Source organism: Thermoplasma sp. Kam2015 (genome assembly GCF_003205235.1).
In the GTDB taxonomy this organism is placed as follows: Archaea; Thermoplasmatota; Thermoplasmata; order Thermoplasmatales; family Thermoplasmataceae; genus Thermoplasma.
The window spans coordinates 65,480-81,672 of the sequence record NZ_QJSM01000026.1; the positions used below are offsets into that span (position 1 = coordinate 65,480).

Annotated in this window: 17 protein-coding genes and 1 tRNA gene; 6 read left to right on the forward strand and 12 right to left on the reverse strand. The window is 42.0% G+C overall.

Annotated features, from left to right (window positions below; all coding sequences use genetic code 11):
* Window positions 1-97: 97 nt before the first annotated feature.
* From DMB44_RS05890 to thsB, 4 genes are all read right to left on the reverse strand, one after another.
* Window positions 98-1,129 (reverse strand): methionine synthase, encoded by a 1,032-nt coding sequence (locus tag DMB44_RS05890; RefSeq protein ID WP_110641763.1) that lies wholly within the window; start codon window positions 1,127-1,129, stop codon window positions 98-100.
* Window positions 1,126-2,007 (reverse strand): hypothetical protein, encoded by an 882-nt coding sequence (locus DMB44_RS05895; RefSeq protein WP_110641766.1) that lies wholly within the window; start codon window positions 2,005-2,007, stop codon window positions 1,126-1,128. The genes DMB44_RS05890 and DMB44_RS05895 overlap by 4 nt, the downstream gene beginning before the upstream one ends.
* 9 nt (window positions 2,008-2,016) lie before the next feature.
* The gene (locus DMB44_RS05900) at window positions 2,017-2,808 is read right to left on the reverse strand and encodes a methylenetetrahydrofolate reductase (RefSeq protein ID WP_237265327.1); all 792 of its coding nucleotides are present in this window, start codon (window positions 2,806-2,808) and stop codon (window positions 2,017-2,019) included.
* Between the two features lie 176 nt (window positions 2,809-2,984).
* Entirely contained in the window at window positions 2,985-4,622 is a 1,638-nt protein-coding gene (thsB, locus tag DMB44_RS05905; RefSeq protein WP_110641769.1) for a thermosome subunit beta, read from the reverse strand.
* A gap of 385 nt (window positions 4,623-5,007) precedes the next feature.
* On the opposite strand from thsB, the gene DMB44_RS05915 reads away from it, so the two are divergent.
* On the forward strand, window positions 5,008-5,406 hold the full coding sequence (locus DMB44_RS05915) for an Lrp/AsnC family transcriptional regulator (protein ID WP_110641773.1): 399 nt from the start codon (window positions 5,008-5,010) through the stop codon (window positions 5,404-5,406).
* Here the strand turns inward: DMB44_RS05915 and DMB44_RS05920 are convergent.
* The gene (locus DMB44_RS05920; RefSeq protein ID WP_153280175.1) at window positions 5,393-5,815 is read right to left on the reverse strand and encodes a hypothetical protein; all 423 of its coding nucleotides are present in this window, start codon (window positions 5,813-5,815) and stop codon (window positions 5,393-5,395) included. The genes DMB44_RS05915 and DMB44_RS05920 overlap by 14 nt on opposite strands.
* 127 nt (window positions 5,816-5,942) lie before the next feature.
* Window positions 5,943-6,086 carry a hypothetical protein gene (locus DMB44_RS09345; protein ID WP_153280176.1) on the reverse strand — a complete coding sequence of 48 codons (144 nt, stop codon included), beginning with the start codon at window positions 6,084-6,086 and terminating at the stop codon, window positions 5,943-5,945.
* Window positions 6,087-6,200: 114 nt separating this feature from the next.
* Here DMB44_RS09345 and DMB44_RS05925 point away from each other — a divergent pair, with 114 nt between their 5' ends.
* Entirely contained in the window at window positions 6,201-7,421 is a 1,221-nt protein-coding gene (locus DMB44_RS05925; RefSeq protein WP_237265328.1) for an arginine deiminase family protein, read from the forward strand.
* Window positions 7,422-8,065: 644 nt separating this feature from the next.
* Here the strand turns inward: DMB44_RS05925 and DMB44_RS05935 are convergent.
* Window positions 8,066-8,653, reverse strand: a complete 588-nt coding sequence (locus DMB44_RS05935; RefSeq protein ID WP_110641781.1) for a DUF998 domain-containing protein — start codon at window positions 8,651-8,653, stop codon at window positions 8,066-8,068.
* 57 nt (window positions 8,654-8,710) lie between these two features.
* Window positions 8,711-8,782 (reverse strand) — tRNA-His (locus tag DMB44_RS05940).
* Window positions 8,783-8,931: 149 nt separating this feature from the next.
* On the opposite strand from DMB44_RS05940, the gene DMB44_RS05945 reads away from it, so the two are divergent.
* From DMB44_RS05945 to DMB44_RS05955, 3 genes are all read left to right on the forward strand, one after another.
* Window positions 8,932-9,702 carry a sulfite exporter TauE/SafE family protein gene (locus DMB44_RS05945; RefSeq protein WP_110641783.1) on the forward strand — a complete coding sequence of 257 codons (771 nt, stop codon included), beginning with the start codon at window positions 8,932-8,934 and terminating at the stop codon, window positions 9,700-9,702.
* Window positions 9,703-9,846: 144 nt separating this feature from the next.
* On the forward strand, window positions 9,847-10,098 hold the full coding sequence (locus DMB44_RS05950) for a hypothetical protein (protein ID WP_110641784.1): 252 nt from the start codon (window positions 9,847-9,849) through the stop codon (window positions 10,096-10,098).
* A gap of 103 nt (window positions 10,099-10,201) precedes the next feature.
* Entirely contained in the window at window positions 10,202-10,774 is a 573-nt protein-coding gene (locus tag DMB44_RS05955) for a rusticyanin (RefSeq protein ID WP_110641786.1), read from the forward strand.
* A 380-nt stretch (window positions 10,775-11,154) separates the two neighbouring features.
* On the opposite strand, the gene DMB44_RS05960 is transcribed toward DMB44_RS05955, so the two are convergent.
* The 4 genes from DMB44_RS05960 to DMB44_RS05975 form a co-directional block, all read right to left on the reverse strand.
* Window positions 11,155-12,114 carry an NAD(P)/FAD-dependent oxidoreductase gene (locus DMB44_RS05960; protein ID WP_110641787.1) on the reverse strand — a complete coding sequence of 320 codons (960 nt, stop codon included), beginning with the start codon at window positions 12,112-12,114 and terminating at the stop codon, window positions 11,155-11,157.
* Between the two features lie 116 nt (window positions 12,115-12,230).
* Window positions 12,231-13,187 (reverse strand): NAD(P)/FAD-dependent oxidoreductase, encoded by a 957-nt coding sequence (locus DMB44_RS05965; RefSeq protein WP_110641789.1) that lies wholly within the window; start codon window positions 13,185-13,187, stop codon window positions 12,231-12,233.
* Between the two features lie 57 nt (window positions 13,188-13,244).
* Complete coding sequence (locus DMB44_RS05970) at window positions 13,245-14,252, reverse strand: 60S ribosomal export protein NMD3 (protein ID WP_110641791.1); 1,008 nt, start codon at window positions 14,250-14,252, stop codon at window positions 13,245-13,247.
* A 73-nt stretch (window positions 14,253-14,325) separates the two neighbouring features.
* Window positions 14,326-15,027: a metallophosphoesterase gene (locus DMB44_RS05975; RefSeq protein WP_153280177.1), complete on the reverse strand. Its 702-nt coding sequence runs from the start codon at window positions 15,025-15,027 to the stop codon at window positions 14,326-14,328.
* A gap of 339 nt (window positions 15,028-15,366) precedes the next feature.
* On the opposite strand from DMB44_RS05975, the gene DMB44_RS05980 reads away from it, so the two are divergent.
* A complete protein-coding gene (locus DMB44_RS05980) occupies window positions 15,367-16,131 on the forward strand; it encodes a DUF72 domain-containing protein (RefSeq protein ID WP_237265329.1) in 765 nt (254 codons plus the stop codon).
* The last annotated feature ends 62 nt before the right edge of the window (window positions 16,132-16,193 follow it).

Sequence of the window (16,193 nt, forward strand, 5' to 3'; positions counted from 1 at the left end):
ATTATTATCGTATTTTCAAAGAATTGTTTGATGCGTGCTGATCTAACTCAGGAATCCGCGAAAATATGAAAAATGTTGTTTTAAAAAATTTATCCATCTACAGATTTTTCAGTACCTTGTTCCTTGCGGCTACCATATTCCTAAGTTTCTGTTCTCCTATCTCCCTGCTCCTGGTTCTCAGACCGCAGTCTGGATTGATTCTCACGATCTCCGGATCCTTGATTATCTTCAATGCATAGTTGATTCTGTCTTCTATCAGTTCCACCGGCTCAATGTAATCTATGTGTACGTCCGTTACTCCTATGCCTATGAATTTTCTCCTCTGAAGGCTTTCATTGATCTCGGTGAAATATTTCAGATCGTTGAATCCTGGCCTCTTGTCATCGCTTAATCCACGCTCCAGAAGGTCTCTGTTTGAATATTCCAGATTGTATCCATCAATTTTGAGATCTGGTATCCTATCGTATAGCAATCTGTAGTCCCTGCTGTAACATACATGCATGCTTATTTCGCCATCTATACCCTCCACCGACCTGTTGATGGACTCAACAACTATATCCATCTCATCAGGATGCGTGGTCGTTGCTGGCTCGTCTATCTGGATCTCAAGTTTACGTCCACCCGAAACCTTATCCCATGTACGCTGTATGTCCTTCAGTTCTTCGTTTATTATTCTTGCAAACTCCATAGCAAGATCTTCTCTGCTCTCATAGTAATCGTTGAATGACCACTCCATCATGGTGTATGGGCCTGTGATTGGGACCTTTAGAGGTCTATCGGTCGATCTCGCCACGAAATTGACCTCATCCACATGGAATGGTTCTCTCCTTTCGAGTCTGTCTATGGCAGATCCTTTCCTGTAGTAACGATTATCGAAGGAACGAACCATACCATAGAATATTATTCCCTTGATGCGTTCTGCCGGATGCTCATACATTTCCCAGCGAAACATCTCGCCTCCTATTCCGACATTGTCAAGGCCAGATCTTTCGAATACCTCAAGCGTTTCCCTTGTGGCTTTTTCAGCAAGCTCTTTGAATCTTGGAGTACCCTCAATCTTGTGAAAATCTCTGGCAAGATATTCTGGTTTGCGAAAACTTCCAATTTCCTGAGTTATCAGTTCCTTCATGCCGTATCACCCATCTTTCCAAGCACCTCTACCTTTATATCTGCTATCTCTCTGGGCAGAAAGTCCATATAATCATCATGCGTGATGAGATCCACGGAATCATCCATCTTTTTCTCAATTGAAGCGCCTTCTATCTTTGTTTTATGGGCGCTTACAGCCTTTATGCCTAGGCTGTCTGAATAATTGATCAGATCTCTGTCGACGCCATCGGCCACCAACGTTTCAAATTTGTGTTTCAAGCCCTTCAGGTTCTGTTCATTCGGGGTTCCCTTGGCAATTAGTATAACACCAGTTGACTGGAGAAGTGGATCAAGATAGGAGATGTTGTGCTTTCCATAATCAAAGACATCGAAAAGCACAAGCTTTCTCCCACCGAAAGCCTTCACTATCTTTATGTATTCATCCACCACCGATCTAAGTAGAACATCCTCTCTAAGATCGGCCTCCAATCTTGACATCCTAACTAATGAATATGGAGAAGGTAGAAACAGCGAAGATTTTCTGTCAAGCTGATATGCAGGCAGCGGTGGATTTTCTTCAAGCTGTTCGAACTTTGTCAGATCCTTGAAAATACGCGGAATCCCATAAAACTCAGGCATTCTGTAGAACGTATTAGTTTCAAGATATCTGGTGAGCGGACCTAGCTTCACATTCTCCATAGATAGGACAATCGGTCTGAGTATATCGTACCAGTTAAACAGCGGATCCGTATATATCTCTATCCCGGATATCTCCATCATTTCATAGAACGCGTTCTTCTCCTCTCTTATGATCTCGGAGAGATCTTCTGTCTTAATCATGCCTCTCTCCCATCTATTATAGCTTCGCCTCAATTTCTCGCTTCTTGGATAAAGCCCATAAACAAGTGTCTTCAACATATAAACACCTCAGATAGTCTCAAGTATCTGTGCGGCAACCTCGTTATGCCCGAGCGGCATAATATGGATACCATCTACATATTCTTTTACTTCGTCAAATACCTCGGTTATTATCCTGACGCTGGTGGATACGATATCATCACTGTTCAGAAGACGTTCTCTTATCTCCTCCGGTATCATTATACCAAGATTTTGGGAAAACTTGACCTGACTCTTCTTGGTCAATGGGAGAAATCCAGCAAGGAGCTTGAAGTTTCGCCTTCTTATCCAGTCCTTCTCGAGGTATTCCGGAGAATATATGGCCTGCGATATGAAGAAATCAGCGCCAGATTTCAGCTTTGCACCAACTATCTCCTGCTCCACTTCTCTGTACGGGTTGAGGGCGGCCCCAACTGTGGTATTCTCCCTGCTCTTCACCAATTTCATGATCTCCATGACATCTATCTCTCTGACCTCTCTAGACTCATATTTCGGATTTATGGGGTCGCCGCCTATAGTGAAAAAATTTCTGATACCCACCTTTGCTGCAGTTTCTATCTGCGAAAGTATGTAAACCCTGTTTTTGTCTCTGGGAGTTATATGCGGAATTGGGATTATATTTCGCTCACTGGAAATTATGTATAATGCCATTATTGGATCTATTCCAGGGCTTCCACGTGGATTTTCAGGACATGTCAGTGCATTAACTCTGCCATCCAGCATATCTGCGGCCTTCAAGAGATCCTCCGTACCGGATTCTCTCGATGGGACTATCTCCACCGATTTGACGAAGTCTATGGATTTAATACTGCTGGAGAGCATATCTTTCCTCCTATTCAGCATTGCAAATAAAGTTTTCTTACTAAATAATTACCAATGGTAATCTGTTATTTCTAACCGATGGAATGGCCTCAGAATTTCTCAATACCAGGAGTTTCAAAAATAAAATAAAAAATGAATGTGTGAAGGACAATAAAAATAATGCCAGAGCAGCTATCTCAGTATTCTGGCATGCCGCCGCCCGGCATTCCCTGGCCCTGGCCACCTTGACCAGATGGCGGGGTGGATTTCTTGCTTGCAATAACATCGTCGATCCTGAGGATCATCGTTGCCACTTCGACCGCACTTTCGAGGGCATGCGTTTTGACCCTGAGCGGATCTACGACACCCTTCGCCTTCATGTCGCCAACGCCGTTGTTGTCAAGATCCACACCCATAGATATGTGCCCTTTCTCGTGCTCAGCCTTCAGCTTTATGAGGGTATTTATCGGGTCTATTCCAGCGTTCTCAGCCAGAGTCCTCGGTATTATCTCCAGTGCCTTGGCGAAAGCCTCTATTGCGAGCTGCTCTCTGCCTCCCACGCTGTTAGCATACTTGGCCAATCTCATGGCAAGCTCGGCCTCAACAGCTCCTCCACCCCAGAGGAATTTTCCGTCCTCCTTGGTTATGGCAACGACCCTTATGGCATCGTTGAGTGCTCTCTCAACCTCAGAGACAACATGATCTGTTCCTCCCCTTATGAGTATGCTGACGGCCTTTGGATTCTTGCAGCCCATCACAAAGGTCATTCTGTCATCGCCAATCTTGCGCTCCTCAACGGTTTCAGCCTCGCCGAGGACAGATGGCGTCAGGTCATCCAGATCTGTTACGATCTTTGCACCTGTGGCCTTAGCCAGCTTCTCCATGTCACTCTTTTTAACTCTGCGAACAGCGTATATGCCTTCCTTTGCAAGGTAGTGTTGTGCAACATCGTCTATACCCTTCTGGCAGAGCACGACATTTGCACCGCTCTTCTTTATCTTCTCAACCATCTGCTTGAATGTGTTTGTCTCCTGGTTCAGGAAGTCCTGTATCTTGCTTGGATCTGATATCTGTACCTTTGCCTCGATCTCAGTCTTCTTTATCTCCAAGGCCGAGTCTATAAGGGCTATCTTTGCATTCTTGACAACATCAGGCATCTTGGAGTGTACCTTCTCCTTATCGATGACTATTCCGCTTATGAATTGAGTGTCATTGACACTTCCGCCATTTTTCTTGTCTACCTTTATGTTTGCAGTGTCAACTATTGTCTTACCGTCCCTTACCTCAGCAACGGCATTGACCGCTTTTACAACTAGATCCGCGAGGAAATCATTCGATAACCCTGTGTTCTTGCCAGAGAGGGCTGTGAGAGCGATCTTCCTCAGCGTTGCGTCATCCGTTGACTTCTCGGCGATCTCATCTATTATTTTCCTTGCCTCATTCACAGCAAGCCTGTATCCGTTGGAGATCACCGTTGGATGAACGCCCTGATCGAGCAGCGTCTCAGCCTGTTTCAGAAGCTCTCCAGACAGGACAACTGCAGTAGTCGTACCGTCACCGACAGCCGTATCTTGGGCTTTAGACACTTCCACTATCATCTTGGCTGTCGGGTGTTCTACATCCATTTCCTTCAATATCGTAGCACCGTCATTTGATATTATTATGTCTCCGATTGAGTCGACCAGCATCTTGTCCATGCCTTTTGGACCAAGAGTTGTTCTGACAGCATCGGCAATGGCCTTTGCTGCTTCAATATTGTTTCTCTGTGCATTCTTACCCTGTTCCCTCTGGGTACCTTCTTTCAGAACTAGAATTGGAACCTGTCCCGTCATCATATTGCTTATCACCTAGCAAACGGATAAATATGTTCTTCAATATAAACTTTACTAAAGTTTCCATGAAGATACCATGCCTTATTTATCGCATTATTCGTGTGTACTATAGTTTCAGCTGAAAGAACTCTCTGCTTTATGAAATGACCTATAGCTATACTCACATATTCCATGAAAATCTGAAATTTCCATCGCCCGACACACATTCCGGATGCATTATATCTGATTTCATCAATATTCTTAATGAACGTCGATGCATTGCAATTTCTATCAATTGTTGAATGGCGTACCTTGAGGTTATAGATTGCAAAATATGAGGATAGAATCTTCGATCTATGCGATTAGCGTCATAACCGCATAGTTAAATTTTTAATTGGAGAGGAATTATATGGTCGTGGATCAAAAAGACAGAGACATTCTCAATCTGCTGATGGATAACGCGCGAATAAGCAATACGGAGATAGCTAAAGTCTTGAATGTGTCTGAAGGAACCGTTAGAAAACGTATCAAAAAGATGATGGACGACGGGATCATAAAGAGATTCACGGTAGAAACGAGCGATGATACTATAGATGCCCTAGTACTCGTAAAAATAGATAATAAAAGGTACAAGGATGCACTTCAGAAGATCAAAAGCAGATTTAGAGAGGTTTATGAATTCAGCGGTAAGATAGATGTTGCGATACGGATAAGAACAGACTCGACGGACAATCTTAACAGGATTGTAGATCAGATCAGGGAGCTGGATGGTGTCCTCGACACCGATACATTGATCAGGTTACAATAACTTTTTCTACCCCCATATAAGGAGACTCCCTGCTCATGAGATATTTTTCAACGCTCATGTTCCTCTTCGAAGCCTCTTCAATGATTCTGCTGGCCTCAGGGCCGGAGATTCTTATATGATGTCTGATATCCAGGCATAGATGGCTGTTGAAGAATATCTCGATGGATTTCTGATCCGAATGTTTCTCAACCGATCCTTTAGACTTTCTCTTTAAAATTTCCACATATTCTGCTTGCTTGAATCTTGTGTATTTTCTTACATATTCTGATATGGGAATATTCAGCTTTTCACTTCCTGAGATTATATTCTCAGCTATATTACCATACAATCTGTAAATTGATCCATTCTCCATCACTATTTTTAAAATACTTTCATCGTTGATGCTGTTCATCGTCCAATTCGTCTCCACAGCATGATGGTTTCCTTATTGATGAGTTCTTTTGATCATGCATATATTGTGTCTACTCCTCAGCCGAATCTTCGGATCTTCCTTCAGCGAAGGGACCTCTGCCTATATATCTGATTCAATATAGGCCTCATATCGTGCTGTCTATAGTCTGATGTTCCAACCGTCCCAATTCCATTCTCATCAGTCTTGCAGAATTTATATTGATTATTTCTATTGAAGAAAGTCCATGTATCTCATCGCTGAAGCTGTTGAGATTTGCCGTTTCACCCAAACCCTGACTTCTCTATGAACCTTAAACATGATGTGACTGTGCTAGATTACTAATACCTCGTAAGTATACTGATTCATGCGTTCTCGGGCTGAATGGTATCCATTGAAAGAGGTGATGATACACAGGCCTTCCATAGAAATCGAATATGCCATGCTTGCTCCAAAACCTTTTCTGTTTGAACGTGCATTCAATGTAGGGAAGGCTATAAGGGAACATCGGCGGCTGGAGGAGATATTAGAAGAAGAGGGTGTAAGGGTTAGGAGGCTGGAGGATGAGATAATAGAACATGCAGAAAACTCCCCCGAATTCAGGAGAAAGCTTATAGAATATATACTTCAGAACATCCATTTCTATGGAAAGATGGATGAAGTAAGATCTGCAATGCAGGATCTTCAAAGAAATTTAGAAAAACTAGACAGTTCCACACTTTTCGATTATATGGTCCTAGAACCGTCCATTGATCTGAAGACTGATTATGAGAACAGAGCAGTTTATCCTACCGTTTATTCCAATATTCCACTTGCAAATCTATATTTCATGAGAGATCAACAGGCTGTTGCTGATAGAGGTATGATCATTGGCAATATGAAACGAGATCAGAGAAAGAAAGAAACTGAGATCACCGAATTTTTCTTCAGAAATGCGATGGGGGAAGCAAATATTTTCAAGGTTCCGCAAAGTTCACATTTTGAAGGGGGCGATTTCATGCCGGCGGATAGTTTCAGTCTGATCGGCGTGGGGTTGAGAACTGATCTGAATGGTGCCTTCTCTGCTATGAATTCAGGCATGATTACAAGCGATGAGGTTATTATCGTAGAAAATCCGAAATACGAATTCTCTAAAGGAGACAACATGGTGAATATGCACCTCGATACCTATTTCAATATAGCTGGTGATGGAATAGCCGTGACATCCATGTATCTGGCATCACGCGCAAAAGCAACGATATACGGAAGAGCATCATCAGGAAATTATGAAAGGGTAGGTGAATCGACCCTGCTTGACTATCTTAAATCAAAGAATTTCAACATAATTGATCTCAGCATACCGGAACAGCTGGCCTATTCTTCAAACTTTCTCACCGTCAGAGACAGACGAATAATATCGGTTGAGGTCAAAAGCGTTGTGAAGAGGTTAATATCAGATGGTGCTTTCGATGCGGTAACGGAGAATATAGTCAGACAAGAGCTTTCCAAAATGTCAGATGGGATCTTTCCTGACAGGAGAGACGTTTCATCGGCAGGAATTGAATATATCAATGCCGAGCTTATAGAGTTAACAGGAGGATATGGCGGCGCCCATTGCATGACGGCGACATTGGAGAGGCAGAACTGACTAGATATGTGGATAAGCATTCCCTATCAATAATTGTGTATTAAAATTCTGCCTTCTTTCAATATGCGAGCTACACCTAAGCTGAGTCTACTGATCCTACTTTCAGTGAAAAGATATCTGCTCGTACTTGTATATTCTAGTTAGACCAGAAAGCACGATGACCAGGGGCGTGTATTGGAACTGCACCAGCTCTCCTCTCATCAGTTTTGCACATTTTTCATTGAATTTCATGATTAGTTGAAGTTTGTGTATCTCATCGCAAAAGTTGCTGAGATTTAAAGCTCTTTCAGGTCCATCAGATTCCGTTAAAAACTTCGTTAAACAGCTCAGGTCAATCATAATTTGTAAATCTTCATTGAAGCGACTTTAAACAGCATGTTTTTCATGACTCGTGAGCTACTCCTAAGCTGAATCCTCGATTTTTCCTTTCATCGAAGAATCTCTATCTTTCCGGACATCCGTACAAGCCATATATCGCTATGACCACGGATGTGTATTCGGTTCGCACCGATCCTACTTAGGTATAATTCTATTGTGGGAATTCCGTGTATCTCTTGTTCGAAAAAAGAGTTTTACTGCTTCCTCCAAATCCCTAACCTCTCTATAACGACAGACCTGAAAAATAGGTGAAGACAGACATAGGTTTACTTCCAGGTCATCACATATATTATGACTATGATATCTATCACGATTATTCCGAATATTTCGCTTTCGGCAACTGAACCCCATTTAACAGCATTCTCTATGAACCAAGAAATCATGATTATAATAATTGAAGAGAGACCGCTTCCGTAATTCTTCATCATCACTCTGGACAGACTAATGGTAAAAAATGAGATACTCGATAGTATGAAGAACCATATGGAAACGAAATTATGCGGATAGGTACCCTCATGATATATACCTATCAAGGCGAGGAACAGCCCAGATATTATAAAGAAAGAAAGCCCCGAAGTTTCGACCTTGTTCTTCGAATATAATATTCCAAACGATGAAAAGATTCCTATAAAAAGACCAGTTAAAATCATTCCATCATTATAGATGAAGGGAAAGGTTGGAGCTGGATGCCCGTTCTGAATTAGGTTTCCTCCACCGAGATCACTCAATGCATTATGAGTGACAGAAAACCATGGATTGAACATAATCGAAACCAGAATCGTGATCCATGCTGATATTATGGCCAGAGCTGACGTTATAAATAGAGCTCTCTTGGAGTTTAAGGGCGGAATCATATTAATATTATGCAATTTGACCTTAAAAATTCCATGCAATGATATTCTGAACTTCAGGGCCGGGACCGGGAATCGAACCCGGGTCCGGGGATCCACAGTCCCCAAGGATAGCCACTACCCCACCCCGGCCATCGTATCAGAACAACAAATTGGAAATCGTAATATTCTAACGATTGATAAGCTTTTCCTTATTTTCCACATTCATGAAGGCAAATGTTTCGTTTCTGCAATGAAATAAAGGTTGAACATGATTAATTAGGATGATTTGATGTGGGGCTATGCCTTTATTACTTCTATTAATTCTGATCGGTATTTCAGTTGGTGCTCTGACAGGAATAACAGGAAGCAGCGGTGTTTTGATCGTTGTACCGGCTTTGAGTCTCATGGGCCTTACATTTCAGGATTCCGTTGGAACAAGTCTTCTAGTTGACGTTATAACAACTTCGACTGTCATCTACGTCTATTTTAGAAACAAGAACATAGACATAGCCCCGGCATTGATAATGGGACTTGGTGCACTACTTGGAACTCAGATAGGAATAAGGATAGCCATAAGCGTGTCAGAGACCCCGCTTGAGATAGCCTTTTCAATACTGACCATGGCGCTTGCTGTGCAGATGTTCAGAAGGGCGAGGGGCCATGGAATTAACATAAAGGAGAAGAACGCAGACAACACCAGATCGCATTTTTTTCTAGCATTTCTTCTTAGCATACCCGTAGGCGTACTAACTGGAACGCTGGGTACGAGTGGCGGAATAATGTTCATAGGTATACTTATGCTGTTATTTTCGCTTAGTGCTCAAAAGATGGTCGGAACGGCCACGCTTGCAATGATCTTTTCTGCTCTGAGCGGATCAGCTGGGTATATCATTGTGGGAAGGATTTCCCTCTTAGATGCAGCCATAATAGGATCGATTTCGCTTATCTCAGGTTATTTTTTCTCGACAACAGCCAACAAAATAAGGGAAAGTTTGGTTTATGAGGCTATAGGTTCAATATTTGTCATAGTGGTTATAGTCGAGATAATGAAGATCACTGGATTTGTGTAAGTCAGCCAAGTGATGGGAACGGCCATACATGATTAGCGATTCGGCATGTGCGGGTGCATAATCGGATCGGAATGAGCCCATCATTTTTTAAATAATGGTAGAGATGCCTCATCCATCAATGCAAAATGCACAGGATGTTATTATGTGAGCTACTCCTCAGCTGAAGCTTCGGATCTTCCTGCTTCAACGACCAAACTCGGTCCCCATACTGCCAGATCGCATTTTCCCGTCATTGGAAACTTTCTTTCGGATCACGTCTGGAAGAAGGGTTACGGAGGTTGCGATCTCCACAGGCGTCTATTCGGATCTCATCGATCCTATTCAGTTATCATCCACTTGGTTTTCATGGATGATACAAGAGAATATGGGAAGACGATCTATAAATATTTCCATTGAAGGGAGTCCGTGTATCTCCTGTACGAAGAGAGAGTTTTACTGCTTCCCTCAAACTCCTAACTTCTTTATAAAGGTTTAGGATCGTCCTGACGGAGGTGTCTATTTGGAGAAAAGCAGGACAACAATTATTATCGGAATTCTTATAGTTGTTCTTCTGCTTCTGACCGCTTCGATCATCGTTGAGCATCGAAGAACAACCGAAACCGGGTATCTAAGCGCATCACAGTTAGAGGCACTGAACGCTACAACCAGCAACATTAGTGTTCTGCCGGATTCAAATGAGATATTCATAAACAGCAGTGCAACGATCCTCGTGATGCTCGGGCCAATGAATTCTCCCAGCATGTACAGCTTTGAAATTTTTGGACTGTATAATCCTCATCTTATAATAAGAGTCGGAAGTCTTGTAAGGTTCTATGCAGTCAATGTAGACACGGACTCTTATCATAACTTTGTCATAACCGATATGGCTCCGCCGTATGGCTATACAATCATGGGGAACATGGGTGAAATGGGGTCAATGATGCCATATCTACCACCCCAATCTGAAGGCCATTTTGCCTATTATGTCTATGATTTCAGTTTCGCCCAGACAGGGACTCTGTGGTACATATGCACATATCCAGGACACGCCGAACACGGGATGTACGGTGAAATAACCGTTTCATCAGCGTGAAGAAATTGAAAGAAGACAAGTATTCCGCAAGCCATTATTAACTTGAATATTCAGAACTTACTTTCAAGGAAGAGATCTCCGGCCAGACATCTAATTCATTCTGGATCTATCAATAGTGCACACAGGCTTGTATTCGAGCTTTACCAAGGCCATTCTCATAGGGCCATTCTTATAAGTCTTGAATTATTTTTCATTAAATTCTATCATTGGTAGAAGTTCGAGTACATCATGGTCAAGGATGGGAGTTTTATAGTTCTTATAGAAACATAAATTTCCTATAAAATTGGATATATCGAATCAATGATCCGTTTCAAAAAATATAGGTACATATTTATATTGTTTGAATTCTAACTTTGAGCGGTGGTATCGTCGGCGGATCTCTACTTTCTTGATATTGAATCGGAATACATTGAGAGTGCCGCCTTGCAGCCGTCACCCACCGCTGAAGCTATCTGGGCGAAACTTCCAGAGGTGACGTCTCCGGCAGCGTAGATGCCTGGGACGCTTGTCCTCTGTCTGGAATCTACGACTATGTAGCCTCTTTCATCCAACTTTACGCCGCTGTCCTTCAAGAAGGATGTCTGTGGGATTAGGCCGACGTACACAAAGACTCCGTCTGTTTCAATGACCTTTTCCTCTCCACTTGTTCTGTCTTTGTATCTAACACCTGTTACCTTCTTTCCATCCCCCACAATCTCAGTTACCTGTGCATTCATAATATATGGTATCTTCCTGCTCTTGATCTCCTGTACGTAGGCATTTTCGCACATGTATTTGGGCATGTATTCGATTATAGTTACATCTTTCACATATTCGCTCATGGATATGGCCGCTATGGCTCCTGAATTTCCTCCACCTATAACAACGACTCGCTTTCCCTTGAACAGGTATCCATCACATGTGGAACAGTAAGAGGTCCCCTTTCCAAAGTATTCAGATTCACCTTTAACGCCAAGATGCTTATGCGTTGTTCCTGTCGTAATCACAACATACTTCGCATGATAGATATCGTCGCTGGTCTCTATATCGAATCCACTTGCGGTCTTCTTTATGGATCTGACCTCCACACCTTCCCTGATTTTTGCATAGTTAGCAGCATGATCCGAAAAAAGTTTTGCGAGTTCAGAGCCGACTATGCTTTTGAATCCAAGATAGTTTTCCACAAGAGGTGCCTCTGCAGTCAGGCCGCCCGCAACGGATTTGTCAAGGATCACGACTGAGAATCCGGACCTTGCAGCATATACTGCAGCAGAAAATCCTGCTGCGCCTGCACCGACTATGACAACATCAAAGTCTCTTTCTTTTTCCTGTGATGATACTGCATGTAAGTTAAATTCCATGCCCCTTCATTATTAATTTATTAAAAAGATTAACTGTATCAGCCTATGCTAACGGATCTCTCATGCTCCGCGGATCGGCTACAATAGGATGAGCAGGATGAAAATGGATCGATGAATCAAATGATGGCTTTGAGTGCCTTGGACAGACTAAAATCTATCCCGAAGTGCCTTAGATCTCTGGATATCAAAGGAAGATATCTTATATTTGAAAAGTTTACAAGCATCCCTCGCTGTACACGGCTGACAAATTCTGAAAGGGCGTAATAAGCAGAGAAATTCTTCTTAAGACTACGGACATATCTGTCCTCAATTTCATTCAGAGTGCCACCTTCAGATATGGATCTGTAGAGCAATTCTGCAGATTCTATGGATGGAATTATTCCTTCACCAGTTAGCGGTGATACGGTTCCAATTGCCTCGCCTATTCCAATTATATTGCCTTTCACAGCTTTTTCGAATAAAGGTTTCATCCGTATCTTCCTGCCTGTTATCCTCAATCTTCGATAAGCATCTATGAAGGCAAGATCCTCACGCCTTATTGAGCCGACGCCCACATGCGATAGGCCTGACCCAAGCGGGAATTCCCATAAATATCCACTACCATTCTTTAAGAATAAAAAATAAAAATCGTCATGGATCTGCGAATCTGTGAGATACTCCTTTGTGAAATATGTCACATCATCAGGCGTCTGCCCTAAATAATATCTGGAGACCCCGGTTGCATCAACGATGATATCTGTTTCTCTGTTATTTTTAATATCTATATCTCTTCGAAGATCTTCTTGAAGCCTGTTGCGATCGAATGTTATGAGGCCTGATGGCCTAAAGTCAACCATAGAACCATTTTCTCCTGCGAATGTAACGTTTTCTGCCCAGTGTAATACATAGCCTTCAAAATCAAGATCGATTTTTGACATGTACTCCTTCATCTGGTTGAAATTCGTTCCATACGCACACGGTATGTAATGGTTCGGTCTCTTGACATCGAAGGCATCAACGTCGAAACCTGATTTTTTCAATCGTTTATAAAGATAAAGACCAGATATACCGAGACCCATCACAGAGATTTTCATCCAGTATCATCATTTTCCAATTATTATATAAAGGTTATGTATAAAAATAATATCGATTCATAAAAAATATTTGCCTTTATATGTGAAAAGTTTGATCTCGTTGCCCTCAGTCCTGCCCTTTATTGTTATGATCCTGAATGTCTGAGCATCCATCAGCTGGCTTTCATCTTCAGTCCTTGAGATAACTATAAAATTCTTCACCTGAGGTTCCTTCGTTATGATCTTACCATCATTGGAAAAGAAGACATTTCTGTTTATCCTTCCTCTTTCCTCGGTATCCACATCTATCACATCTATGTGTCTGTTTCTCACCGCAGTTAAAATGTATTTCCTTTTGTCCACCGAGATTATCGCACCTTCCGGAGCATCCAGAATTCTAAGTGAATAAGTGAACCTAAAGAATTTCCTACCCTCCTTTACTCCCGCCAACGACTTTGAAACTATAAGCGTGGCGAAGTAGTGATCCAGTATGAAGGAAGATATGAGATCTCCATCGCCCTTCTTTCCCAGATATATGTCTATTCCTTCAGGCTTTTTCTCTATCTTTGATATGAAAGATGCGGCATCCATCTTCCTTCTTTTCTCCATTATCTTTTCAATGGATTCCAGAACTCCTGACAGCATATCGTCATATTTCATACTCACTGTTCTCAACTGTATGGTGGCCTCAAAATAGGATCCGGTAACCTTATTACAAGTTGGACAGCTTATATAATTGACCGAATATGGAACGGAAACGATTTCAACTTTTGAATCCATATTCTGTCTTTCGATGCTGACCTTCAATACCAAATTTCGGCTGGACTCATCGAAATATATACTTTTGGGATCGCCAGTGATCTTGGCCACTGGATCGGTGCATTTTATCTCATCCATTATAAGTGGTAAAAGACGATCGGCGTAATCTTCTCTGTACCATTTCTTTCCTATCCTAACAGATCCGCATTTAGGGCATATTGCTATATTAACATTGCCTATATTTTCGATATTTGCACGTTCATAAAGGCACTGGCTGCATACGCCATGTTCAATGGCCTCATTCTTGCCACAAACTACACATTTCATTAATTTATCATTCACATATTACAAATTGATACTTCTTTTTTACGTAATTGCTGAACTACCTTCGGATCGCCTTTCACATACCGAAAAGCGTATAGATCCTGGCAAGTACCTCCTTATCCTCGATCAGCGATCTCAATTCTGATCTCAACCTTGAACGATCGTAATCGAACCTTTTCAATTCTATAGAATTTTTATCAGGATCGTAGACAGCATATGAGGGAAACCTCTGATCTCTAGGCTGTCCTATGGATCCTGGATTTATGATAAAGTTCCCGGCATATCTAAGGACAAATTGGTAGTGTGTGTGCCCTACGAAGTAATTTGCAGGGCCGATTGGAGCCCCTATTGCACTTTTCATATGATCTGGAACAGACCATGGATACATATATCCATACAGTTCGTCTCGTGGCGAGGCATGTATTATCTGAAATTTCAAACCATCCACATCCATCTCTTCCCTGATCTTAAGAGATTTGAGATAGGATATGTCATTTTTTCCGAGTTTCCTGATCGTTATGTTATTGCGCGTATAGATGGACAGGTCGTGATTTTCCTCTCCACACCTGCAATCAACTGAATATGCAACGGCATAGTCATGGTTTCCAGAGACAATGACATCTGCGTTGCTTCTGATTATATCGAGAACCTCCGCTGGATTTGGGCCATAATCCACGGCATCTCCACAGAATATAAGCTTATCGTACTTCTCCTCCTCGATCACGCGAGACACCGGTATTATATTCGCATGAGCATCGCTTATTATGAGATATCTCATATACGGAAATGAACCCACATGTTAAAAGGCTTTCATCATTTCATCTTTATATGGTGATCGAAGACCAGGATCCTCAGAAAGCTGAGAACTTGAGCTCTGTCTGCTAATACATGGATCTTCGTAACGCAAAAAATTTATGAGTAAATGAATTATATTTGTGGACCGGTTCAATCCATCACGAAGGTTTATGCGGTATGATCGACAGAATCTGCACCCCACCGGAAAATGTAAAGAAGCCGGTGTTGATGAGGAAATGGATGGTACCAAGGGCATACAATGCCGTATGGATCACAGTAGCTAGAGTTTTAAAGATCTATACGTGCAGGTCCATATCGATCCTTGGCAGAAAAAAGCAAAGTTTACAAGATCAGTACACGTGGTAAAATGCAGATCAGGATAGGCTGTTCTGGTTGGTATTATCAACATTGGAGAGGAACTTTCTATCCGGAGGATCTTGATAAGAAAGAATGGTTCAAATATTATATGAGCAAATTCGACACTGTGGAGATCAACTCATCCTTTTATTCTTTTCCAGATAGGAAGAGAGTTAGATCTTGGGAAAAACAAAGCTCCGACGATTTCATATTCAGCGTGAAAATGAACAGATCAATAACACACGTGAAGAAGCTTAGAGACGTTGAGGAAGATCTTACTTCGTTCTACGACGCTATTGATGCGCTTGGAAGGAAACTCGGATGTGTACTCTATCAATTTCCGCCTTCCTTCAAATATTCTCCTGAAAATCTCATTCTCATAGAAAGTGTCATTAACAAAAAATTCTGCAATGTTGTTGAATTCAGAAATGTCACATGGTTCTCAGAGTCAGCAATGTCCCAATTGGAAAGAACCGACATGCACATCGCGGCCATAAGTTCTGATCGAATACCTCTATGGTTCAAAGGAGATTCGATAGTTTATCTGAGGCTCCATGGTGATGTCAATGGCTATGCCACTTATTATCCGGATGACAGGCTGAGAGCCTTTGCGCAGAAGATAGTCGATATGGATCCTGAAGTAGTCTATATATATTTCAACAACGATTACAACGGCTATGCGCCAAAGAATGCCATAACCATGAAGAAAATGCTTGAAGAGATGGTATGAGGAGCCTGATTGCGCAATCCGGGTATTTCAATGTTGGGAGGATCATGAAATTGCTTTTTGTT

Excerpts from the sequence above, each read along its gene's own strand:
- DMB44_RS05925 (WP_237265328.1), top strand. The coding sequence starts at position 6,201 with ATGATACACAGGCCTTCCATAGAAATCGAATATGCCATGCTTGCTCCA.
- DMB44_RS05890 (WP_110641763.1), bottom strand. The coding sequence starts at position 1,129 with ATGAAGGAACTGATAACTCAGGAAATTGGAAGTTTTCGCAAACCAGAA.
- DMB44_RS05970 (WP_110641791.1), bottom strand. The coding sequence starts at position 14,252 with ATGAAATGTGTAGTTTGTGGCAAGAATGAGGCCATTGAACATGGCGTA.
- DMB44_RS05975 (WP_153280177.1), bottom strand. The coding sequence starts at position 15,027 with ATGAGATATCTCATAATAAGCGATGCTCATGCGAATATAATACCGGTG.
- thsB (WP_110641769.1), bottom strand. The coding sequence starts at position 4,622 with ATGATGACGGGACAGGTTCCAATTCTAGTTCTGAAAGAAGGTACCCAG.
- DMB44_RS05965 (WP_110641789.1), bottom strand. The coding sequence starts at position 13,187 with ATGAAAATCTCTGTGATGGGTCTCGGTATATCTGGTCTTTATCTTTAT.
- DMB44_RS05960 (WP_110641787.1), bottom strand. The coding sequence starts at position 12,114 with ATGGAATTTAACTTACATGCAGTATCATCACAGGAAAAAGAAAGAGAC.
- DMB44_RS05915 (WP_110641773.1), top strand. The coding sequence starts at position 5,008 with ATGGTCGTGGATCAAAAAGACAGAGACATTCTCAATCTGCTGATGGAT.
- DMB44_RS05895 (WP_110641766.1), bottom strand. The coding sequence starts at position 2,007 with ATGTTGAAGACACTTGTTTATGGGCTTTATCCAAGAAGCGAGAAATTG.
- DMB44_RS05900 (WP_237265327.1), bottom strand. The coding sequence starts at position 2,808 with ATGCTCTCCAGCAGTATTAAATCCATAGACTTCGTCAAATCGGTGGAG.
- DMB44_RS05935 (WP_110641781.1), bottom strand. The coding sequence starts at position 8,653 with ATGATTCCGCCCTTAAACTCCAAGAGAGCTCTATTTATAACGTCAGCT.
- DMB44_RS05945 (WP_110641783.1), top strand. The coding sequence starts at position 8,932 with ATGCCTTTATTACTTCTATTAATTCTGATCGGTATTTCAGTTGGTGCT.